This window comes from Micromonospora sp. NPDC049282, assembly GCF_043197045.1.
Classification (GTDB): domain Bacteria; phylum Actinomycetota; class Actinomycetes; order Mycobacteriales; family Micromonosporaceae; genus Micromonospora.
Genome location: NZ_JBICSL010000007.1, coordinates 68,936 through 94,248 on the forward strand (window position 1 = coordinate 68,936; position 25,313 = coordinate 94,248).

Consider the following 25,313-nt stretch of genomic DNA (forward strand, 5'->3'; position numbering starts at 1 on the left):
CACCCACCGGAATCAACACCGCGTACTAGGGGACAGCCATGGCGAATGAACAGAAGCTTCTCGACCATCTGAAGTGGATGACCGGCGAGCTGCGCCAGGCCAACCGGCGCCTCCGCGAGGCCGAGGAGGGCGCCCGCGAGCCGATCGCCATCGTCGCCATGAGCTGCCGGTTCCCCGGCGGGGTGGAGAGCCCGGAGGAGCTGTGGCAGCTGGTCGCCGGCGGGCACGACGCGGTCGCGCCGTTCCCCGGCGACCGGGGCTGGGACGTCGACGCGCTCTACGACCCGGACACCGAGCGGCACGGCACGTCGTACGTCCGGGAGGGCGGCTTCCTGACCGGGGTCGACCGGTTCGACGCCGGCCTGTTCGGCATCGCCCCCCGTGAGGCCACCGCCATGGACCCCCAGCAGCGCATCCTGCTGGAGACCGCGTGGGAGGCGTTCGAGCGCGCCGGCCTCGACCCGCGTTCGCTCCGGCAGCAGCGGATCGGCGTGTTCGCCGGCACCAACGGCCAGGACTACGGCTCCCTGATCGCCGGCGACGACGAGACCACCGAGGGTTACCTGGCCACCGGCACGGCGGCGAGCGTCATCTCCGGCCGGCTCGCCTACGCGTTCGGCCTCGAGGGCCCGGCCGTCACCGTCGACACCGCGTGCTCGTCCGCCCTGGTGGCCCTGCACCTGGCGGCGGAGTCGCTGCGTCGCGGGGAGTGCACCCTCGCGCTGGCCGGCGGCATCACGGTGATGAGCACGCCGACCGCGTTCGTCGAGTTCAGCCGCCAGCGCGGGCTCGCCGCCGACGGGCGCTGCAAGCCGTTCGCGGCGGCCGCCGACGGCACCGGCTGGGGCGAGGGCGCCGGGCTGCTGCTGCTGGAGCGGCTCTCCGACGCCCAGCGCAACGGGCACCGGGTACTGGCGGTGGTGCGCGGCACCGCGGTCAACTCCGACGGCGCCTCCAACGGACTGACCGCGCCGAACGGCCCCTCGCAGCAGCGGGTGATCCGGGAGGCGCTGGCCGGCGCCGGACTGTCCCCGGCCGAGGTGGACGCGGTCGAGGCGCACGGCACCGGCACGAAGCTGGGTGACCCGATCGAGGCGCAGGCCCTGCTGGCCACGTACGGGCAGGACCGGCCCGAGGACCGGCCGTTGTGGCTGGGCTCGGTGAAGTCGAACATCGGGCACAGCCAGGCGGCGGCCGGTGTCGCCGGGATCATCAAGATGGTCATGGCGATGCGGTCCGGGGTGTTGCCGGCGACGCTGCACGTCGACGAGCCGACCCCCCACGTGGACTGGTCGGCCGGCGCGGTCGCGCTGCTGCGCGAGGCGCGCCCGTGGCCGGAGACCGGCCGGCCGCGGCGGGCCGGTGTCTCCTCGTTCGGGATCAGCGGGACGAACGCCCACGTGGTGCTGGAGGCAGCCGGCCCGGTCGAGGACGAGCCGGCCGCCGAGCAGCCCGGGCCGATGCCGTTCGTGCTGTCCGCCCGGACCGAGCCGGGCCTGCGCGAGCAGGCGGACCGGCTCCGTGCCCGGCTGTCGTCGGGCGCGACGCCGACCCCGGCGGCCCTCGGATCGGCCCTCGCCGTGACGCGGGCGGCCCTCGACAGCCGAGCCGTGATCGTCGCCGACGGTCTGGACGACCTGTCGGCCGCGCTCGCCGGTCCGCTCGCCGGCGGGGTGGTCGAGCCGGGTGCCCTGGCATTCCTGTTCACCGGTCAGGGTGCGCAGCGGGTCGGGATGGGCGCCGGGCTGGCCGGGCGGTTCCCGGTGTTCGCGGCGGCGTTCGACGGCATCGTGGCCCGGTTCGACGGGCTGCGGGAGGCCCTCGACTCCGACGCGATCCATCAGACCGTGCACACCCAGGCCGGTTTGTTCGCGGTCGAGGTGGCGTTGTTCCGGTTGCTGGAGTCGTGGGGGGTCACCCCGGACCACCTGCTGGGGCATTCGATCGGTGAGATCGCCGCCGCGCATGTGGCGGGTGTGATGTCGCTTGATGACGCGGTGACGCTGGTGGCGGCGCGGGGTCGGTTGATGCAGGCGTTGCCGGCCGGTGGCGCGATGCTGGCGGTGCAGGGGTCCGAGGGGGAGGTGCGGGAGATCATCGCCGGCACCGGTGTGGACGTCGCGGCGGTGAACGGCCCGACGTCGGTGGTGGTCTCCGGTCCGGCTGATGCCATTGACGAGCTGGCGCCGCGCTTCGCGAAGGCCACCCGGTTGACGGTGTCGCACGCGTTCCACTCGTCGTTGATGGAGCCGATGCTGGCGTCGTTCGCGTCGGTGGCCGGCGGGCTTTCCTACACGCCGCCGCGGATTCCGGTGGTGTCGAACCTGACCGGTGCGCCGGTCGAGGAGTTCAGCGCCGACTACTGGGTGCGGCACGTGCGGGAGGCGGTGCGCTTCGCCGACGGCATGACCTGGCTCGCCGAGCACGGGGTGACCCGGTGCCTGGAGATCGGGCCGGCGGGTGTGCTGTCCGCGCTGGCCGCGCCGGAACTGGCCTGCGTTCCCGCGCTGCGCAAGGACCGCGACGAGGTCGCCACGCTGCTGGCCGCCGCCGGACGGCTCTGGACCGTCGGCGTGCCGGTGGACTGGAGCGCCATCCTGCCGGCGGCCGGGCACGTCGACCTGCCCACCTACCCGTTCCAGCGGCAGTCCTACTGGCCGCCGGCACGCGCCGGCCACGGCAACATCGCCGCCGCCGGACTGTCCGCCGCCGAACACCCGCTGCTCACCGCCGCGGTGACGCTCGCCGACCACGACGGGATCCTCCTCACCGGCCGCCTCTCCGTCCACAGCCACCCGTGGCTGGCCGACCACGTCGTGCTGGACCGCGTCGTGCTGCCCGGCACCGCCTTCGTCGAGCTGGTGCTGCGCGCCGCCCAGCAGGCCGGCGGACTCGACATCGCGGATCTCACCATCGAGACCCCGCTGGTGCTGCCCGCCACCGGCGGCGTCCAGCTCCAGGTGCGGGTCACCGACGACGCGGGCGAACGCTCGGTCCAGGTGTACGCCCGCCCCGAGCCGGACGCCGGCGCGGAACCGGAGTGGACCCGCCACGCCTCCGGCGTGCTCGCCACCACCCCCACCGCCGCATCGTTCGACCTCGCGGTCTGGCCGCCGGCCGGCGCCGAACCGATCGACCTCGGCGACTTCTACGGCGACGCCGCCGCACGCACCGGGCTGCGCTACGGGCCGGTGTTCCGGGGACTGCGTGAGGCCTGGCTGCGCGACGGCGACGTCTACGCGGAGGTCGCGCTGCCCACCGAGGCGCACGCCGACGCGACCCGGTTCGCGCTGCACCCGGCGCTGTTCGACGGCGCGCTGCACGCCGCCGCGCTCGGCGGGCTGCTGCCGGACGATGGCGCCGCCCGCCTGCCGTTCGCCTGGTCCGAGGTGCGGCTGCACGCCTCCGGCGCCCCGACGTTGCGGGTCCGCCTGCGCCCCGACGGCCCGGAGGCCGTCTCCCTCCAGGTCGCCGACGTGGACGGCGCCCCGGTCGCCACCGTCGGCCGCCTGGTCCTGCGCTCGGCCTCCCGCGACCAGCTCGACTCCGTCGCCGGCAGCGCGGTACGCGACGCGATGTACGCCGTGACGTGGGCCGCGCTCCCGCCGTCGCGCGCCGAGGCGCCCGTTGCCGACGTCGTCGTGCTGCCGGTCCGCTCCGACGACGTGCGCACGGCCGTCGCCGAGACCCTCACCGGCGTGCAGGAATGGCTGGCCGACGACCGATTCGCCGACGGCCGCCTGGTGGTCGTGACCCGCGGTGCGGTGCCGGTCGGCGGCGCGGTGACCGACCTGGCCGGCGCGGCGGTACGGGGTCTGCTGCGCTCGGCGCAGACCGAGAACCCGGGCCGGATCGTGCTCGCCGACCTGGACCACGCGGAGCCGTCCGAGGCGCTGCTGGCCGACCTGCTCGCCCGGGACGAGCCGGAGCTGGCGGTACGCGGCGCCGAGGTGTTCGCCCCACGGCTGACCCGGGCGCTCCCCGCGACCACGCTCACCCTGCCGCCGGCTGCCGAGTCGTGGCGGGTGGCCCCGGGTGGTGACGGTGCGTTGTCGAGCCTCGATGTCGTCGCGACTCCGGATGTGGAGTTGGGCGCGGGTGAGGTGCGGATCGCGGTTCGCGCGGTGGGGGTGAACTTCCGTGACGTGCTGTTGGGTCTGGGTGTGTATCCGGATCCGGACGCGGTGATGGGTTCCGAGGGCGCGGGTGTGGTGGTCGAGGTCGGCCCCGGCGTGTCGGGCCTGGCGGTCGGTGATCGGGTGTTCGGGCTGTTCCACGGTGGGTTCGCGCCGCGGGTGGTGGCGGATCATCGGGTGGTCGCGCGGATGCCCGATGGTTGGTCGTTCGCGCAGGCGGCGGCGGTGCCGATGGCGTTCCTGACGGCCTGGTACGGGCTGGCGGACCTCGGGCGGCTTCAGGCCGGTGAGCGGGTGCTGGTCCATGCCGCTGCCGGCGGGGTGGGTTCGGCGGCGGTGCAGTTGGCGCGGTTGTGGGGTGCGGAGGTGTTCGCGACGGCGTCGCCGGCGAAGTGGGCGGCGGTCGAGGATCTGGGTGTCGAGCCGGGTCATATCGCGTCGTCGCGGGATCTGGGTTTCGCGGGTGTGTTCGGTGGTGTGGATGTGGTGTTGGACTCGCTTGCCGGTGAGTTCGTGGACGCCTCGCTCCACATGTTGCGCCCGGGTGGCCGGTTCGTGGAGATGGGTAAGGCGGACATCCGTGACGCCGTCGAGGTCGAGCGTGAGTTGGGGGTCTGGTACAAGGCGTTCGACTTGTCGGAGGCGGGTGCGGACCGCACGGCGGTGATGTTGGCCGACCTCGTCGTCTTGTTCGAGTCCGGGGATCTGCGCCTGCTGCCGCCGACGGTCGCGGATGTGCGGGAGTTGCCGGGTGTGCTGGGCACGATGAGTCGTGGGGCGCACGTCGGGAAGAACGTGGTGCTGGTTCCCCGTCCGGTCGACGGGCCGGTGTTGATCACCGGTGGTACCGGTGGGTTGGGCGCGTTGGTCGCGGCGCATCTGGTCGAGACGCACGGGGTGCGGGATCTGGTGTTGGTCAGCCGCTCCGGTGGGCCGGCGCCCGAGGTGGACGCGCGGGTGCGGGTGGTCGCGGCGGATGTCACCGACCGGGCCGCGCTGGCGGCGGTGATCGACGGCATCGACGACCTGGCCGGTGTGGTGCACTGCGCGGGGGTCCTCGACGACGGTGTGTTCACCGGTTTGACCGCCGAGCGGGTGGCCGGGGTGATGGCGCCCAAGGTCGACGCCGTGGTGCACCTGGACGAGTTGACGCGCGACCGGGACCTGGCCATGTTCACCGTGTTCTCGTCGATCTCGGCGGTGTTCGGGTCGGCGGGTCAGGCGGGGTACGCGGCGGCGAACGCGTTCCTGGACGGCTTCGTCTCGTACCGTCGTGGGCTCGGTCTGGTGGGTCAGTCGCTGGGCTGGGGGTTGTGGGCCAACGCCGCCGGCATGGGCGGCCGCCTGACCGGCACCGACGCCGACCGGGTCACCCGGGCCGGCGACGCCCTCTCCGACGAACTGGGCCTCGCCCTGTTCGACGCGGCCCGGCACCTGCCCGCCGCGCACCTCGTCCCGGCCACCCTCGACCTCGCCGCGTTCCGCCGCGCCGGCACCGTGCCCGCGCTGCTGCGCGGCCTGGTGCGCGGTACGAGCCGGCGTGCCGCCCAGCACTCCGGCGGCGGCTCCGGCCTGGCGCGTCGCCTGCTGGCGCTGCCCGAGGCCGAGCGGGAGCGGACCCTCGTCGACCTCGTCCGCGACCAGGTCGCGGCGGTCCTGGGCCACAGCGGCGCCGACGCCGTCGACGCCCGGCACGCCTTCAAGGACCTCGGCTTCGACTCGCTCACCTCCGTCGAGCTGCGCAACCGGCTGAACGCGGCGGCCGGGATCCGGCTGCCCGCCACCGTCGTCTTCGACTACCCGAACCCGACCCTCCTCGCCACCTACCTCGGCCGGCAACTCGCCGGCACGACCGACGCGGCGAAGCCGGCCGCCGTCGCCACCTTCGACGCCGACGAACCGATCGCCATCGTCGGCATGGGCTGCCGCTTCCCGGGCGGCGTCGAGAACCCGGCCGACCTGTGGGACCTGCTGACCGCCGGCACCGACGCCATCTCGACGTTCCCGGCCGACCGAGGCTGGGCCGGCGACCACGACGGCTACACCCGGGTCGGCGGCTTCATCGACCACGCCGCCGACTTCGACGCGCGGCTGTTCGGCATCTCACCGCGCGAGGCGCTCGCCATGGACCCGCAGCAGCGGGTGCTGCTGGAGACCTCCTGGGAGGCCTTCGAGTCGGCCGGCATCGACCCGGCGACGCTGCACGGCAGCCAGACCGGGGTCTTCGTCGGCGCGGCGGCCTCCCGCTACGGCCAGGGCGCGGACCTGCCGCCCGAGGCCGAGGGGCACGTCCTGACCGGCATCGCGACCAGCGTGATCTCCGGCCGGGTCGCCTACTCGTTCGGCCTCGAAGGCCCCGCGGTCACCATCGACACCGCCTGCTCGTCGTCGCTCGTCGCGCTGCACCTGGCCGTACAGGCGCTCCGGCAGGGCGAATGCGACATGGCGTTGGCCGGTGGCGTCACGGTGATGGCCGGGCCGGACATCTTCGTCGAGTTCAACCGGCAGCGCGGACTGGCCGCCGACGGGCGGTGCAAGGCGTTCTCCGCCGAGGCCGACGGCACCGGCTGGGGCGAGGGCGCCGGCGTCCTGCTCGTCGAACGGCTCTCCGACGCACAGCGGAACAACCACCGGATCCTTGCCCTGGTACGCGGGTCCGCGATCAACCAGGACGGCGCCTCCAACGGCCTGACCGCGCCCAACGGTCCGTCGCAGCAACGGGTGATCGACCGGGCGCTGGCCGGAGCGGGGCTCCGCGGCGTCGACGTGGACGCGGTCGAGGCGCACGGCACCGGCACGGCCCTCGGTGACCCGATCGAGGCGCAGGCGCTGCTCGCCACGTACGGGCAGGACCGGGACCCGGAGCGCCCGCTGCTGCTCGGATCGGTGAAGTCGAACATCGGCCACACCCAGGCGGCGGCCGGCGTCGCCGGGGTCATCAAGATGGTGCTCGCGATGCGGCACGGCCAGCTTCCCCGCACGCTGCACGCCGCGCACCCCTCGTCCCACGTGGACTGGACCAGCGGGGCGCTGAGCCTCCTCGACGAGCCCGCGGTCTGGCCCGCGACCGGCCGGGCCCGCCGGGCGGCCGTCTCCTCGTTCGGCATCAGCGGCACGAACGCGCACGTGGTGCTCGAACAGGCGCCCCCGGCGTCGGCCGTCGCACCGCAGCCGGCACCCGGTCCGGTGCCGTGGGTGGTCACCGGCCACACCGCCGACGCGGCGCGGGCCCAGGCCGGCCGGCTGCTCGACTTCGCCGCGGCGGCGGCGCCGCCGCTCGACCTGGCCGCCGTCGGCCACACCCTGGCGACCGGGCGCAAGGCGCTGAAGCACCGGGCCGTGGTGGTCGGCGCCGACCTCGACGAGATCCTCGCCGGCCTGGAAGCCGTACGCGACGGCAACCTGACGCCCGGCACCGAGCAGCTCGGCCGGACCGCGTTCCTGTTCACCGGTCAGGGTGCGCAGCGGGTCGGGATGGGTGCCGGGCTGTCGGCGCGGTTCCCGGTGTTCGCGGAGGTGTTCGACGGAATCGTGGCCCGGTTCGACGGGTTGCGGGAGGCGCTGGAGTCCGAGGCGATCCATCGGACGGTGCACGCGCAGGCGGGCTTGTTCGCGGTCGAGGTGGCGCTGTACCGGCTGCTGGAGTCGTGGGGTGTGACCCCGGACTACCTGCTCGGGCACTCGATCGGTGAGATCGCGGCGGCCCACGTGGCGGGTGTCATGTCGCTCGACGACGCGGTGGCGTTGGTGGCGGCGCGGGGTCGGCTCATGCAGGCGTTGCCGGCCGGTGGGGCGATGCTCGCGGTGCGGGCTTCCGAGGCCGAGGTGCGTGCGGTGCTGCCGGACGGGGTGGACGTCGCGGCGGTCAACGGCCCCACGTCGGTGGTGGTCTCCGGGCCGGTCGGGGCGATCGACGCGCTGGCGCCGCGGTTCGCCAAGACCACTCGGCTCACGGTGTCGCACGCGTTCCACTCGTCGTTGATGGAGCCGATGCTCGCCGAGTTCGCGTCGGTGGCGGCGGGGCTCTCCTATGCGTCGCCGCGGATTCCGGTGGTGTCGAACCTGACCGGTGAGCCGGTGCGGGAGTTCACCGCCGGCTACTGGGTGCGGCACGTCCGCGAGGCGGTGCGCTTCGCCGACGGGCTGCGGTGGCTGACCGCGCAGGGCACCACCCGCTTCGTCGAGGTCGGCCCGGCGGCGGTGCTGACCGGGCTGGTGGGCGACGGCATCGGCGTGGCCCTGCTCCGCAAGGACCAGGACGAGGAGCGGGCCGCCCTGCGGGCGCTGGCCGACCTGTTCGCGGCCGGTGTCCCGGTCGACTGGCCGGCGGTCGGCGGCTGGCGGTCGCCCGCCCGGGTGGACCTGCCGACGTACGCGTTCCAGCGGGAGCGGTACTGGCTGACCCCCTCCGAGCCGGCACCGGTGGCCGGCGGCGAGGACGGCGGCTTCTGGTCGGCGGTGGAGCGGGCGGACCGGGACGGGTTGGCCGCGGAGCTGGGTCTGGCCGCCGACGGGGCGGCCGCGCTGGACGGCCTGCTGCCGTCGCTGTCGGCCTGGCGTCGCCGGCGTCGCGCGCAGAGCGTCGTGGCGGGCTGGCGGTACCGGATCGGCTGGGCGCCGATCGCGGAGCCGGCCCCGGCGGTCCTGTCGGGGGCGTGGCTGGTGGTGTCGGACGACGCGACCGACGCCGCCGACGTGACCGCCGCGCTGACGGCGGCGGGCGCCGAGGTGGTACGGGTGCAGGGGCCGGCCGACCGTGGCGTGCTGACCGGCCTGCTGACCGTGGCCACCGACATCCGCGGCGTGGTCTGGGCCGGAAGCGCGGGCCTTTCGTTGACCGTGCTGCTCCAGGCGGTCGCGGATGCCGGGATCACTGCCCGGGTGTGGGCGGTGACGCGTGGCGCGGTCGCGGTGGGTCGTTCCGAGGCGGTGACCGAGGTGGCCGCCGCGACGGTGTGGGGTGTGGGCCGGGTCGCGGCGTTGGAGTTGCCGCAGACCTGGGGTGGTCTGGTCGACGTTCCGGCGGTCCTGGGCGAGCGGGAGGCTCGTCGGTTCACGGCGGTGCTCGCCGAGGGTGGTGAGGATCAGGTTGCCGTACGCGCGTCCGGGGTCTTCGCCCGGCGCCTGCGACGTGCTGCCCCGGCCGGATCGGCGAACCCGGTGTCGCTGTCGGGCACCGTGTTGGTCACGGGTGGCACGGGTGCGTTGGGTTCGCGGGTGGCGCGGTGGGTGGTGCGCCGTGGCGCGGAGCGGGTGGTGCTGCTGTCGCGTCGGGGTGACCGGGCGCCCGGTGCCGGCGAGCTCGTCGCCGAGTTGAGCGCCGAGGGCGCCGAGGTGTCGGTGGTGGCCTGCGACGTCGCCGACCGGGACGCGGTCCGGCGCGTGGTCGCAGGTGTCGAGGGTCTGACCGGCGTGGTGCACGCGGCTGGGGTGTCCGGCACGGAGCCCCTGCTGGACGTGTCGGCGGACTCCTACGGAGCGGTGGTGTCGGGCAAGGTGTCCGGTGCGTTGCATCTGGACGAGGCGACCGCCGACCTCGATCTTCAGCTGTTCCTGGTGTTCTCGTCGATCGCGGGTGTCTGGGGCAGCGGCGGTCAGGCCCCGTACGCCGCGGGCAACGCGCTGCTGGACGCGCTCGTGGAGTCGCGCCGCGCCGCCGGCAAGGCGGGTACGGCCGTCGCGTGGGGCCCTTGGGCCGAGGGTGGGATGGCCGGCGAGGTGGGCGCCGCCGAATACCTGGCGCGTCGTGGCCTGGCGGCGATGGATCCGGACCTGGCGATGCAGGCGCTGGCGTCGGCGGTGGACGCCGGTGACGTGACCACGACTGTCGCCGACGTGGACTGGTCGCGGTTCGTGCCGACGTTTGCCGCGCAGCGGCCGGCGCCGCTGTTCGGTGAGCTCGTCGTCGCGGCGGAGCAGGTCACTGACGGTGGCGGGCTGACGGCTCGCCTGGCGGGTCTGTCGGACGCCGAGCGGCGACGCGAGCTGTTGGCGTTGGTGCGGGCGCAGACCGCGAGGGCCCTGGGCTATTCCGGGGCGGCGCAGGTGGAGGCCGGGACCGCGTTCCGGGACCTGGGCATCGACTCGGTGACCGCGGTAGAGGTGAAGAGCCGGATCAACGCGGCCACCGGGCTGCACCTGGGGTCGTCGCTGGTGTTCGACTACCCCACCCCGCAGGTCCTCGCCGACCATCTGCTGGAGGCGCTGGGCCTCGCCGGCGCGACCGACGTGCCGGCCGTGGCCGTGCCGCAGTCGCTGACCGGTGACGCCATCGTCATCGTGGGGATGGCGTGCCGCTATCCGGGTGGGGTCGAGTCGCCGGAGGACCTGTGGCGGCTGGTCGCCGGCGGCGCGGACGGCATGTCGGTGTTTCCGTCCGATCGGGGTTGGACGGTGCCGGACGGCGCGGGCTACGCCGCGGTCGGCGGGTTCGTGGACACCGCCACCGGCTTCGACGCCGGTCTGTTCGGGATCTCCCCGCGTGAGGCCGTCGCGATGGATCCGCAGCAGCGGTTGTTGTTGGAGGTGTCGTGGGAGACCCTCGAACGTTCCGGGGTGGACCCGCGCTCGTTGCGGGGCCGCCCGGTGGGTGTGTTCGTGGGGGCGTCGAACTCGGGTTACTCCGCTGACGGTGGTGACGGTCATGTGTTGACCGGTACGGCGAACAGTGTGATCTCGGGTCGGGTGTCGTACTCGTTCGGGTTCGAGGGGCCGGCGATGACTGTGGACACGGCGTGTTCGTCGTCGTTGGTGGCGTTGCATCTGGCGGCGCAGGCGTTGCGGTCGGGTGAGTGTGATCTGGCGCTGGCGGGTGGGGTCACGGTGATCACGGGTCCGGAGGTGTTCGCGGAGTTCGCCCGTCAGGACGGCCTGTCGTCGGACGGCCGGTGCAAGTCCTTCGCCGGGGGAGCGGACGGCACCGGGTGGGCCGAGGGCGTCGGGATGCTGCTGGTGGAGCGGCTGTCCGATGCGCGGCGTCACCACCACCGCGTGCTCGCCGTCGTCCGAGGCTCCGCCGTCAATTCCGACGGCGCGTCGAACGGCTTGACCGCGCCGAACGGTCCGGCGCAGCAGCGGGTCATCCGGCAGGCCCTGGCCAACGCGGGCCTGACCACCGCCGATGTGGACGTGGTGGAGGCGCACGGCACCGGCACCCGGTTGGGTGACCCGATCGAGGCGCAGGCGTTGCTGGCCACCTACGGGCAGGATCGTGAGCAGCCGCTGTGGTTGGGTTCGATCAAGTCGAACATCGGCCACACGCAGGCCGCCGCCGGTGTCGCCGGGATCATCAAGGTGATCATGGCGATGCGGCACGGCGTGTTGCCGGCGACGTTGCACGTCGACGAGCCGTCGCCGCACGTGGACTGGTCGGCCGGGGCGGTGGAGCTGCTCACCACCGCCCAGCCCTGGCAGCCCCGGGGACGCGGGCGACGTGCCGGCGTGTCGGCGTTCGGTATCAGCGGCACCAACGCGCACCTGATCCTGGAGGAACCGGCCGCGCAGCCGGCCGTGGTCGAGACGCCCGAGGTCGACGGCCCGCTGCCGTGGCTGGTGTCGGCGCGATCGCCGGAGGCGTTGACCGGGCAGCTCGTCCGGCTGCGGGACGCCGTGGCGGAGCTGGACCCGGCGGCGGTGGCGTGGTCGCTGGCCACCGGCCGGGCCGGACTGGAGCACCGTGCGGTCCTGCTGGCGGCTACCCGTGAGAACTTCCCGGCCGGTCGGCCGGCACCCACCGGGCTGGACGTCGCCGGTCCGAAGCCCTTCTTGGTACCTGACGCCGTCGGTCCGCAGGACTCCTTGGCGCCTGACGCCGTCCGTGCGCACGCGGCTGTGGTGTCGGGTGTGGTGTCCGAGGGTGCTCTGGCGTTCCTGTTCACCGGTCAGGGCGCGCAGCGCGTCGGCATGGGCCTGCGGTTGGCGGATCGGTTCCCGGTTTTCGCGGAGGCGTTCGACGGGGTCTGTGCCCGCTTCGACCAGCTCCTGGACGTGCCGTTGCGCGACGCGATCGACTCCGACGCGATCCACCAGACGGTGCACACCCAGGCGGGGTTGTTCGCGGTCGAGGTGGCCCTGTTCCGGCTGCTGGAGTCCTGGGGTGTGACGCCGGACTTCCTGCTGGGTCATTCGATCGGTGAGATCGCAGCCGCGCACGTGGCGGGTGTCCTGTCGCTCGACGACGCGGTCACGTTGGTGGCGGCGCGTGGTCGGTTGATGCAGGCGCTGCCGGCCGGCGGGGCGATGCTGGCCGTGCAGGGCACCGAGGAGTCGGTGCGCGAGGCCATCGCCGGCACGGGTGTCGACATCGCGGCGGTGAACGGTCCCACGTCGGTCGTGGTCTCCGGCCCGGCCGAGGCTGTCGACGAGGTGGCGCCGCGGTTCGCGAAGGCCACCCGACTGACGGTGTCGCACGCGTTCCACTCCGGGCTGATGGAGCCGATGCTCGCCGACTTCGCGTCCGCGATCGGGCACATCGCCTTCGGGACGCCGCGGATCCCGGTGGTGTCGAACCTGACCGGTGAGCCGGTCCAGGAGTTCACCGCCGGCTACTGGGTGCGCCACGTGCGCGAGGCGGTGCGCTTCGACGACGGCATGCGGTGGCTCGCCGCCAACGGCGTGACCCGCTGCCTGGAGATCGGCCCGGCGGGCGTGTTGTCCGCGTTGGCCGCCCCGGAGCTGAGCTGCGCGCCGGCGTTGCGCAAGGACCGCGACGAGGCCGAGTGCCTGCTGCACGCGGTCGCGAAGCTGTGGACCGTCGGCGTGCCCGTGGACTGGACCGCGATCCTGCCCGCCGCGCCCCGCGTCGACCTGCCCACCTACGCGTTCCAGCGGGACCGGTACTGGCGGGCCCCGCGCACGGCGGACCCGGTGGAGTCGGCGTTCTGGCAGGCGGTCGAGGACGAGAGGCTGCCCGACCTGCTGCACACAGACGTACCGGCCTCGCTCGGCGCCGCGCTCGCCGAGTGGCGACGTGACCGGCTGGCCGCTGGCGCCACCGGCTCCTGGCGCTACGAGGTCACCTGGGAACCGGCCGCCGAGCCGCCCGCGCCGGCCGCCGGACGGTGGGTCGTGGTCGTGCCCCGGCCGGGCATGGCCGACGCGATGTTCGGCGGCACCGGTCTGGACTTCACCGAGATGCTCGTCGACGACGAGAACCTCGCCGGCCTCGACGCGGACGTCGCCGGTGTGGTGTCGCTGCTGCCGGCGACCGCCCACGAACTGCTGACGACGGTGCGCGTCCTGCACGGCACCCGCCTCTGGTGGATCACGACCGGTGCGGTGTCGGTGGGCCGGTCCGACCCGCTGACCGACGTCGCCGCGTCGATGGTCTGGGGCGCGGGCCGGGTGGCCGCCCTGGAACTGCCGGAGCTGTGGGGCGGCCTGATCGACGTCCCGGTCGAACCGGACGAGCACGAGCGCGGTCGCCTGGCCGCAGTTCTCGGCGGCGTCGAGGACCAGGTCGCGGTGCGGGGCGACGGGGTCTACGTACGCCGGTTGCGTCCGGCCGCCGCGAGCACGCCGGCCGAGCACCGGACGTGGGACGGCACGGTCCTGGTCACCGGCGGCACCGGCGCGCTCGGCGCGCAGGTGGCCCGTTGGCTGGTCGGGCGTGGGGTGTCACGGTTGGTGTTGACGTCGCGGCGGGGGATGGACGCGCCGGGCGCCGCCGAGCTGGTGGCGGAGCTGTCGCCGGCGCGGGTGGACGTGGTGGCCTGTGACGTCGCGGACCGTACGCTGGTGGCGGAGCTGCTGGCCGGGATTGCGGACCTGCGTGGCGTGGTGCACGCCGCCGGGGTGTCCGGGGTGGGTCTGCTGACCGAGTCGACTCCGGAGGAGTTCACCGAGATCGTCCGGGGCAAGGTGGCGGGCGCGGTGAACCTGGACGCGCTTACCGATGGCCTGGACCTGTTCGTGGTGTTCTCGTCGATCTCCGGTGTGTGGGGCAGCGGCGGTCAGGCGGCCTATTCGGCAGGCAACGCGTTTTTGGACGCGTTGGTGCAGTCGCGTCGCGCGAAGGGCAAGGCGGGCACGGCGGTGGCCTGGGGACCGTGGGCCGAGGCCGGGATGCTCGTCAGCGAGGAGGGCGCCGAGGACTACCTGCGCCGTCGTGGGCTGCGGCCGATGCCGCCGGCGCTGGCGATCCGGGCGCTGGCCGAGGCGGTCGACGCCGACGCCGGTTGCCTGACCGTGGCCGACGTCGACTGGGCGCGGTTCGGGCCGGCGTTCACCGCCTCCCGGCCCAGCCCGCTGCTCCAGCACCTGCTCGCCACCGAACCGGTGACGGTCCCGGCCGCGAGCCGCTGGGCGACAGAGGTCGCCGCGATGCCGGCGGCCGAACGTAGCCGGTCGGTGCTCGGGCAGGTCCGCCGGACGGTGGCCGAGGTGCTCGGGTACGCCGACGTGGACCGGGTGCCGGCGGGCCGGGCGTTCAAGGACCTCGGCATCGACTCGCTCACCGCGGTCGAGCTGCGCGACCGGCTGCAGACCCTGACCGGGCTCGCGCTGCCGGCCAGCCTCGCCTTCGACCACCCCAGCCCGGCCGCGATCGTCCGGATGCTTGTGGAGCGCGTCACCGAAGCGCCGGCCACGGCCTCCGCCGCCCCGGTCGCCGCGGTGACCGGCGACCCGGTGGTGATCGTGAGCATGGCGTGCCGGTACCCGGGCGGGGTGGACTCGACCGAGGCTCTCTGGGCGGTGGTCGAGGGCGCCGCCGACGTGCTGACGCCGTTCCCCGGGGACCGGGGCTGGGACCTCGACCGGCTCGCGGCGGGCGGCTCGGACACCTCGACGGGCGGCTTCCTGGCCGGGGTGGCCGACTTCGACGCCGGGCTGTTCGGGGTGTCGGCCCGGGAGGCGCTGGCGATGGACCCGCAGCAGCGGCTGCTGCTGGAGACCACCTGGGAGCTGTTCGAGAAGGCGGGCATCGCGCCGACCTCCCTGGCGGGCACGGCGACCGGGGTCTTCGTGGGGTCGAACACCCAGGACTACTCCGGCGTGCTCGCCGCCGGCGCCGGCCACGACGGCTACCTGGCCACCGGCACCTCGGCGAGCGTCGTCTCCGGGCGGCTGTCGTACGTCTTCGGCCTGGAAGGCCCGGCGGTCACCGTCGACACCGCCTGTTCGTCGTCGCTCGTCGCGTTGCACCTGGCCGCGCAGGCGCTGCGGGCCGGGGAGTGCGACCTCGCCGTGGCCGGCGGCGTGGCGGTCGTCTCGACGCCCGGCATCTTCACCGAGTTCTCCCGCCAGGGTGGGATGGCGCCCGACGGTCGCTGCAAGGCGTTCGCCGAGGGCGCGGACGGCACCGGCTGGGGCGAGGGCGCCGGCGTCCTGCTGCTGGAGCGGCTGTCCGACGCCCGCCGCAACGGGCACGAGGTCCTGGCCGTGGTCGCCGGTTCCGCGATCAACTCCGACGGCGCGTCGAACGGCCTGACCGCGCCGAACGGACCGGCACAGCAACGGGTGATCCGGCAGGCCCTCGCCAACGCCGGGCTGAGCCCCGCCGAGGTGAGCGTCGTCGAGGCGCACGGCACCGGCACGAAGCTGGGCGACCCGATCGAGGCCCAGGCGTTGCTGGCCACCTACGGCCAGGACCGCGACGAGCCGCTGTGGCTCGGGTCGGTGAAGTCGAACATCGGCCACACCCAGGCCGCGTCCGGCGTCGCCGGGGTCATCAAGATGGTGCTGGCGATGCGGCACGAACTGCTGCCGGCGACGCTGCACGTCGACGAGCCGTCGACGAAGGTGGACTGGTCGTCGGGCGCGGTACGGCTGCTGACCGAGGCCCGGGACTGGACCGCCGGCGACCGGGCCCGGCGGGCCGGGGTGTCGTCGTTCGGGATGAGCGGCACGAACGCGCACGTGATCCTGGCGGAGCCCCCGGCCGCCCCGGCCGTCGTGCCCGCGCCGCAGCCGGCCCGGCCGGTGGTGCCGTGGCTGCTGTCGGCCCGGTCGGCGGAGGCGCTGACCGGCCAGGCGCGCAAGCTCGCCGACTTCGTGACCGGCCGGCCCGACCTCGACGTGGCCGCCGTGGCCGGGGCGCTGCGGTCCACCCGGGCCGTGCTGGAGCACCGGGCCGTCGCCGTCGGGTCGACCGGGGACGACCTGCTCGCCGCCCTGACCGCGATCCAGCCGGGTGAGCCGGTGACGGACACCGACGGCAGCGTCGTCCTGGTGTTCCCGGGGCAGGGCGCCCAGTGGCTCGGGATGGCCGCGACGCTGCTGGACGAGTCGCCGGTCTTCGCCGCGCGGATCGTCGAGTGCGCCGCGGCGCTGGACGCGTACGTGGACTGGTCCCTGCTCGACGTCCTGCGGTCGGCGGACGACGGCTGGATGTCGCGGGTCGACGTCGTGCAGCCGGTGCTGTGGGCGGTGATGGTGTCGCTGGCCGCGCTCTGGCAGTCGCTCGGCGTCCAGGTCGCCGGGGTGGTCGGTCACTCGCAGGGCGAGATCGCCGCGGCGGCCGTCGCCGGGATCCTGTCGCTCGCCGACGCGGCGATGGTGGTGGCCGTCCGGTCGCGGGCGCTGCGGGCGATCGCCGGCACCGGCGGGATGATCGCGGTCGCGATCGGCGCCGACGCCGCCGCCGCACTGCTGGACGAGCTGCCCGGCGTGTCGCTCGCGGCCGTCAACGGGCCGGCGTCGGTGGTGCTGTCCGGCGACGTCGCCGGCATCGAGGCGGTGCTGGTGCGGTGCGCGGAGCGGGGCGTGTGGTGCCGGCGGGTGCCGGTCGACTACGCCTCGCACAGCGCCCAGGTCGACGTCCTGCGGGCGGAGTTGCTGGCCGCGTTCGACGGGTTGACCCCGCGGGCGGGGGCGGTGCCGTTCCACTCCACGGTGACCGGCGGCCTGGTCGACGCGGCCGAGCTGGACGCGGCGTACTGGTTCGAGAACCTGCGCCGCCCGGTGCGCTTCGACGACGTGGTGACCGGGCTGATCGAGGCCGGGCACCGGCTGTTCGTCGAGGCCAGCCCGCACCCGGTGCTGGTCGCCGGGGTGGCGGAGCGCGGCGGTCTGGTGACCGGTTCGCTGCGCCGGGACGAGGGCGGGCTGGCGCGGATCCTGCGCTCGGCCGGCGACCTCTGGGCCCTGGGCGGTCACGTCGACTGGTCGGTGGTGACCGGCGCCGGCACGGTGCGGGACCTGCCCACGTACGCGTTCCACCGGCGCCGCTACTGGCCGGCGCCCACCGCGGGCGGCGGCGACGCGGCGGCGATCGGCCTGTCCGGGCTGACCCACCCGCTGCTCGGCGCCACCACGGTGCTCGCCGACACCGACGGCGTGCTGCTGTCCGGCCGGGTCGCGCCGACCTCGCCCGGCTGGCTCGCCGACCACCGGGTGTCCGACCGGGTGGTCCTGCCCGGCACCGCCTTCGTGGAACTCGCCCTGCAGGCCGCCCAGCGGACCGGCGACCGCCGCGTCGGTGAGCTGACCGTGGCGACGCCACTCGTGCTCGACGGCGCGGCCCAGCTCCAGGTCCGGGTGGCCGAGGCCGACGAGCACGGGCGACGCGCCCTGCAGATCTACGGCCGGCCCGAGCACGACGCCGACGCGCCCTGGACCCGTCACGCCTCGGGCACGCTGGAGCCGGCCGGCCCGGCCGCACCGGCCGGTCTCGGCACCTGGCCGCCGGCGGACGGCACGGTCCTGGACGTGCCGGCGTTCTACGCGGCCGCGACCGCGGCCGGTTACGGCTACGGAGACGCCTTCCGCGGGCTGCGGCGGGCCTGGCGGGCCGGCGACGACGTGTACGCCGAGGTCGAGCTGCCCGCCGACATCGCCGCCGAGGGCGCCGGCTACGGCCTGCACCCGGCGCTGCTCGACGCGGCGTTGCAGGCCGCCGGGCTGGGCGGCTTCATCACGACGGACGGCATCGCGCTGCCCTTCGCCTGGACCGGTGTGCAGCTGTCCGCCGTGGGCGCGGCCGCGCTCCGGGTACGGATCAGCGCCGCCGGCCCGGACGCCGTCAGCGTCACCGTGACCGACCCGGCCGGCGCGCCGGTCGCGACCGTCGAACGACTCGACTTCCGGGCGCTGGGCGCGGGCGGGCTCTCCACCGGCGCCGGCACCCGTGAGGCGTTGCTGCGGATCGACTGGTCGCCGCTGCGGGACGCGGTCGCCGTGGACGTGCCGGCCGAGGTGTGGCGGGTCGACTCGCCGAACGCCGCAGTGGTGTTGGAGCGGGTTCAGGGGTGGCTCGGGTCGGCGATCGATGGCGTCCTGGTTGTGGTGGTCGACGCCGCGGTGCCGATCGGTGGCGCGGTGGTCGACCCGTACGCGGCTGGGGTGTGGGGATTGTTGCGGTCGGCGCAGTCGGAGAATCCGGGCCGGATCGTGCTCGTCGACAGCGACGGGGGCGGCGAGGACGGGTTCCTGCGCGGGTTGGCCGGCCTGGGTGAGCCGCAGGTGGCGGTGCGCGGGTCGGCGGTGTGGGTGCCGCGCCTGGTGCGGGCGTTGCCGTCGTCGTCACTCGTGGCGCCGGACGCCCCGGCGTGGCGGCTGGACATGGTCGGTGGATCCTCGTTGGACTGTCTGGCGTTGGTGCCGGCCGGGGACGCGCTGGCGCCGTTGGCGGCGGGTCAGGTGCGGGTGTCGATGCGCGCCGCCGGCGTCAACTTCCGCGACGTCCTGGTCGCGCTCGGCGTGCACACCGCGACAAGCATCATGGGCTCCGAAGGCGCCGGAGTCGTCCTCGAGGTGGCGCCGGACGTCACCGACCTGAAGCCCGGCGACCGCGTCTTCGGCTCGTACGTGGGCGCCTTCGGCCCGGTGGCGGTGACCGACCGGCGGCTCGTCTCGCCGATGCCGGCCGGCTGGTCGTTCGCGCAGGCGGCGTCGGTGTCGACGGCGTACGTGACCGCGTTCTTCGGGTTGCGGGACGTGGCCGACCTGCGGGCGGGGGAGCGGCTCCTGGTGCACGCCGGCGCCAGCGGTGTCGGCATGGCCGCCGTCCAGTTGGCGCGGGCGTGGGGCGTCGAGGTGTTCGCTACCGCGTCGCCGGCGAAGTGGGACGTGTTGCGCGGTCTGGGTCTGGACGACGCGCACATCGCGTCGTCGCGGGACACCGGTTTCGAGGCGAAGTTCGGCCAGGTGGATGTGGTGTTGAACTCGCTCGCGGGTGAGTTCATCGACGCGTCGTTGCGGATGCTCGGCGCCGGTGGCCGCTTCGTGGAGATGGGCAAGGCCGACTACCGCGATCCCACCGCAATCGCCGAGCGCGGCGTGCGCTACGCGACGTTCGACCTCGCCAGCGAGGGCTGGGAACGCACCGCCCCGATCCAGCGGGACGTGCTCGCGATGTTCGACCGCGGTGAGGTGTCGCTCCTGCCGTTCCGGGTGTGGGACGTGCGGGACGCGGCGGAGGCGTTCCGGTTCATGTCGCAGGGTCGGCACGTCGGCAAGATCGTGTTGACGATCCCGTCGGCGCCGTCGGGCACGGTGCTGTTGACCGGTGGGACGGGCGTGTTGGGTGGGTTGTTCGCGGAGCATCTGGTGGCCGCGCACGGGGTGCGGGATCTGGTGTTGCTGTCGCGGCGTGGTCCGGCCGCGCCGGGTGCGGAGGATCTCGTCGCACGGTTGCGGGGGGCCGGTGCCGAGGTGCGGGTGCTGGCGGTGGACGTGGCGGATCGGGCGGCGTTGGCGGAGGTGCTCGACGGGATCGAGGACTTGTCCGGGGTGGTGCATCTGGCGGGTGTGTTGGATGACGGCGCGTTCGAGGGTTTGTCGGTGGAGCGGGTGGCGTCGGTGTGGGCGGGGAAGGCGGTGGCGGCGGCTCATCTGGATGAGTTGACGCGGGGTCGGGATCTGGCGTGGTTCGTGGTGTTCTCGTCGGCGTCGGCGACGTTCGGTACGGCGGGTCAGGCGGCGTACGCGTCGGCGAATGCGTTCCTTGATGGTCTTGTTGCGCGGCGTCGGGTGCAGGGTTTGCCGGGGTTGTCGTTGGGGTGGGGGTTGTGGGCGGCGTTGTCGGAGATGACGTCGCATTTGAGTGGGCGTGCGGTGGCGCGTATCGGTGGGGTGTTGTCGTCGGGGTTGGGTGTGGCGTTGTTCGACGAGGCGTTGCGCCTGTCGTCGTCGCATGTGGTGCCGATCAGCCTCGACCTGTCCGGCTACCGCGCCGGGGACGTCGAGGTGCCGGCCCTGCTCCGGAAACTCGTCCGGCCCGCCCTGCGCCGGGCCGGCGACGCCGCACCGGACACCGACAGCTTCGCCGGCCGGCTCGCCGCCCTGCCCGAAGCCGCCCGGCACCGGTTCGTGCTCGACACCGTCGTCAGCCACGCGGCCGCCGTGCTCGGCCACGAACCCACCGAGGCGATGAGCCCGAACCAGGCGTTCAAGGCGCTCGGCTTCGACTCGCTGACCTCGGTCGAGCTGCGCAACCGGCTGCGCGCGGCGACCGGTGTGCTGCTGCCCGCGACGCTGGTCTTCGACTACCCGTCACCGGCGGCGCTTGCCGCGTTCCTCCTGGAGCGGCTGACCGGCGACAGCGGCCCGGCCGCGCCCGTCGCCCGGCCGTCCGTCGAGGTCGTGGACGACGACCCGGTCGTGGTGGTGGGCATGGGGTGCCGGCTGCCGGGTGGCGTGTCGTCGCCGGAGCAGCTCTGGGACGTGGTGGCCGGCGGCCGAGACGCGATCACCGGGTTCCCGCAGGATCGGGGTTGGGACCTGGCGAACCTGTACGACCCGGACCCGGACCGTCCCGGCACCACCTACGTGCGCGAAGGCGGATTCGTCGACGCCGCCGCCGACTTCGATGCCCGCCTGTTCGGTATCTCCCCGCGGGAGGCCCTGGCGATGGACCCCCAGCAGCGGCTGTTGCTGGAGGTGTCGTGGGAGGCGCTGGAGCGCGCCGGGATCTCCCCGGACTCGCTACGCGGCTCGTCCACAGGCGTGTTCGTCGGCGGCGCGTCCTCGACGTACGGGCTCGGCGTGGAGTTGCCCGACGGCGTGGAAGGACACCTGCTGACCGGCTCGGTCACCAGTGTCATGTCCGGCCGGGTCGCCTACCAGTTCGGCCTCGAAGGTCCGGCGGTGACGATCGACACCGCCTGCTCGTCGTCGCTGGTCGCGCTGCACCTGGCCGCGCAGGCGCTGCGCGCCGGCGAGTGCGACCTGGCGCTGGCCGGCGGTGTCACCGTGCTCACCAATCCGGGCATCTTCACCTCGTTCGCCCGCCAGCGTGGCCTCGCCGCGGACGCCCGGTGCAAGCCGTTCGCGGCGTCCGCCGACGGCACGAGCATGGCCGAGGGCGCCGGGGTGCTGGTGGTGGAACGGCTGTCCGACGCCCGCCGGCACGGCCACCGGATCCTCGCGGTGGTGCGCGGCAGCGCGGTCAACCAGGACGGCGCTTCCAACGGCCTCACCGCCCCGAACGGCCCGGCGCAGCAGAAGGTGATCCGGCAGGCGCTGGCCGGCGCCGGGCTGAACGCCGCCGACGTGGACGTGGTCGAGGCGCACGGCACCGGCACGAAGCTGGGTGACCCGATCGAGGCGCAGGCGCTGCTGGCCACCTACGGCCAGGACCGGGACCGGCCGTTGTGGTTGGGCTCGGTGAAGTCCAACATCGGGCACACCCAGGCGGCGGCCGGCGTCGCCGGGATCATCAAGATGGTGATGGCCCTGCGGCACGAGGCGCTGCCGGCCTCCCTGCACGTCGACGAACCGACGCCCGAGGTGGACTGGTCCACCGGGTCGGTCCGGCTGCTGACCGAGGCGCGGCCGTGGGACGGCGCCGACGACCGGCCCCGGCGGTTCGCCGTGTCGTCGTTCGGCATCAGCGGCACCAACGCGCACGCCATCTTCGAGGCACCGCCCGCGGACAGCGCGCCGGCAGTCGCGCCGCGCGCCGGCGGACCGCTCCCGTGGACGGTGTCCGCCCAGAGCCCCGACGCGTTGCGGGCGCAGGCCACCCGGCTGCGCGACCTGCTCGACCGGGAACCGCAGCTCGACCCGGCCGACGTCGGGGCCGCGCTCGCCGCGACCCGGGCCACCCTCGGCCACCGCGCCGTCCTGACCGCCACCGGCCGCGACGGGTACGCCGCCGCGCTCGACGCGCTCGCGACCGACGCGACGACCCCCGCGGTGGTCACCGGCGCCGCCCAGGACCGCCGGACCGCGTTCCTGTTCACCGGCCAGGGCGCCCAGCGGATCGGCATGGGCGCCGGGCTGGCCGACCGGTTCCCGGTGTTCGGCGAGGTGTTCGACGAGATCTGCGGGCGGTTCGACGGACTGCGGGAGGCGCTCGCCTCGGACGAGATCCACCGGACCGTGCACGCCCAGGCCGCCCTGTTCGCGGTCGAGGTGGCGCTGTTCCGGCTGCTCGAGTCGTGCGGCGTGCACCCCGACCTGCTGCTCGGGCACTCGATCGGGGAGATCGCCGCGGCGCACGTCGCCGGGGTGCTCGGCCTGGACGACGCGGTCACCCTGGTCGCCGCGCGCGGCCGGCTCATGCAGGCGCTGCCGGCCGGCGGCGCGATGCTCGCGGTGCAGGCCACCGAGGCCGAGGTCCGGGCGCTGCTTCCGGACGGGGTGGACATCGCCGCGGTCAACGGCCCGACCTCGGTCGTCGTCGCCGGCCCGGCCGAGACGATCGACGAGCTGGCGCCCCGGTTCGCGAAGACGACCCGGTTGACCGTGTCGCACGCGTTCCACTCGTCGCTGATGGCCCCGATGCTGGCCGAGTTCGCCGAGGTGGCCGGCGGCCTGACGTACCGGCGTCCGCTGATCCCGATCGTGTCCGGCCTGACCGGGGAACCGGTCGACGACTACTCGGCCGGCTACTGGGTGCGGCACGCGCGGGAGACGGTCCGCTTCGCCGACGGCGTCGGCTGGCTGCAGGACCACGGCGTTTCCGCGTTCGTCGAGGTCGGGCCGGACGGCGTGCTCGCCGCCATGCTGCCGGCGTGCCTGCGGGAACCGGCCGGCGGCGAGCTTGCCCCGGTCGTCGTCGCCACCCAGCGGCGCAACCGCGACGAGGCCGAGACGTTGACCCAGGCCGTCGGCCGGTTGTCCGCCGAGGGTGCCCCGGTGCGCTGGGACAACTGGTATCCGGGCACCGCCGGCCGGATCGACCTGCCGACGTACGCCTTCCAGCGCGAGCGGTTCTGGCTCGCCGACCGGGCCGCCCGCACGGCCGGGGACGGCGTCGCCGAGCGGCACTTCTGGGAGGCGGTGGCCGGTGGCGACCTGGACGCGATCGCCGCCGACCTGGATCTCGACGCCGACGCCCCGTCCCGGGCGGCGCTCGGTAGCGTGCTACCCGCGCTGTCGACCTGGCACCGCCGGCAGCGGGACCAGGCGGCCGTGCTCGACCTGCGGCACGCCGTGCGGTGGGAGCCGCTGGACCACCCGGCCGCCCCGCCGGCGTCCGGGCCGTGGCTGGTGATCGCCGCGCCGGGCGACGAGCCGCCGCTGGACGACGTCGTGCCGGTGCGCGACGCGGCGACCCGTACCGACCTGGCCGTCGCCCTGCGCGCCGCCGCCGACGGGAGCACCCCCGCCGGGGTGCTGTGGGTGCCGCCCGCCGGACTGGCCGAGGCGGCCGCCCGGACCCTCACGGTCGTCCAGGCCCTGGACGACTCCGGCATCGGCGTACCGCTGTGGTGCCTGACCCGCGCCGCCGTGCAGACCGGCGCCGACCCGGACGTGGACGTCGCGCACGCGCAGATCTGGGGCTTCGGCCGGGCCGCCGCGCTGGACTGGCCGCAGACCTGGGGCGGGCTGATCGACGGCCCGGCCCGCTGGACCGCCCGCACCCGGGCCGACCTGACGCGGGTGCTCGGCGGCGACGAGGACCAGGTCGCCCTGCGCGACGGCGGCGCGTCGGGCCGCCGGATCACCCGGGCCGCCACGCTGCCCGCCGCCCGGTCGCCCTGGCGCCCGGCCGGCACCGTGGTCGTCACCGGCGGCACCGGCGCGCTGGGCGCCGAGGTCGCGACGTGGCTCGCCGAGCGGGGCGCGGAGCACCTGCTCCTGCTCAGCCGGCGCGGGCCGGACGCGCCCGGGGCCGCCGAACTGACCGCCGGCCTGCTCGCCACCGGAACCCAGGTGACGGTCGCGGCCTGCGACGTCGCCGACCGGGCCGCGCTCGCGGCGGTGCTCGCCACCGTCCCGGCGGACCGGCCGGTCACCGGCGTCGTGCACACCGCCGGCGTCGACACCGGCCAGACGCTGGACACCGCCACCGAGGAGCACGTGGCGAGCGTGCTGCGCGCCAAGGTGGACGGCGCCCGCCACCTCGACGAACTGCTCGCCGACGCGCCACTGGACGCGTTCGTGCTGTTCTCGTCGATCGCCGGGATCTGGGGCAGCGGGCACCAGGCGGCGTACAGCGCGGCCAACGCCGCCCTCGACGCGCTCGCCGAGCAGCGCCGCCTGCGGGGCCGCACCGCGACCGCGGTCGCCTGGGGACCGTGGGCCGGCACCGGCATGGCGGCCACCGAGGAAGCCGCCGCGTTCCTGCGCCGCCGCGGGCTGCGGCCGATGCCGGTGCGGTCGGCGCTGACCGCGCTGGGCCACGCGGTCGACCACGACGAGACCTGCGTGACGGTCGCCGACGTGGACTGGACGCCGTTCCTGGGCGCCTTCACCGCCATGCGGCCCAGCCCGCTGATGCGTACGGTGGCGCCCTCGCCCGACGGCACGGACGTTCCGGAGCCGGCGGCGGAGGCCACCGGGGAGCTGCGCACGCGGCTCGCCGGACTCCCGGCGGCCGACCGCTACCGGGTGCTGGCCGATCTGGTCTGCCGCACCGCCGCCGACACCCTCGGCTACACCGGCGGCGCCGCCGTCGAGGAGAACCGCAGCTTCAAGGAACTCGGCTTCGACTCGCTGACCGCGGTCGAGTTCCGCAACCAGCTGAACGCGGCGACGGCACTCACCCTGCCCATCTCCCTGGTGTTCGACCACCCGACCCCGGCCGCCGCCGCGGCCTACCTGGAGCGCGAGCTGTGCGCCGGGCGGACCGGCGACCCGGACGACCAGGGGATCGCGCTGCGGGCCGCGCTGGCGACCGTGCCGATCGCCCGCCTCCGCGACGCCGGCGTCCTCGACGTGCTGCTGCGCGTCGCCGGGCTGGCCGAGGACGACGAACCGGACGGGTCCGGTCCGGCGGCCGAGGAGATCGACAACCTCGACGTGGACGCGCTGATCCAGATCGCGCTCGAGAACGACAACGACTGATGT

Annotated in this window: 1 protein-coding gene; it reads left to right on the plus strand. The window is 74.8% G+C overall.

The features are described from left to right. The first annotated feature begins 38 nt into the window (after positions 1-38). Positions 39-25,310: a type I polyketide synthase gene (locus tag ACGFI2_RS14325; protein ID WP_393515972.1), complete on the plus strand. Its 25,272-nt coding sequence runs from the start codon at positions 39-41 to the stop codon at positions 25,308-25,310. Positions 25,311-25,313: the final 3 nt, after the last annotated feature.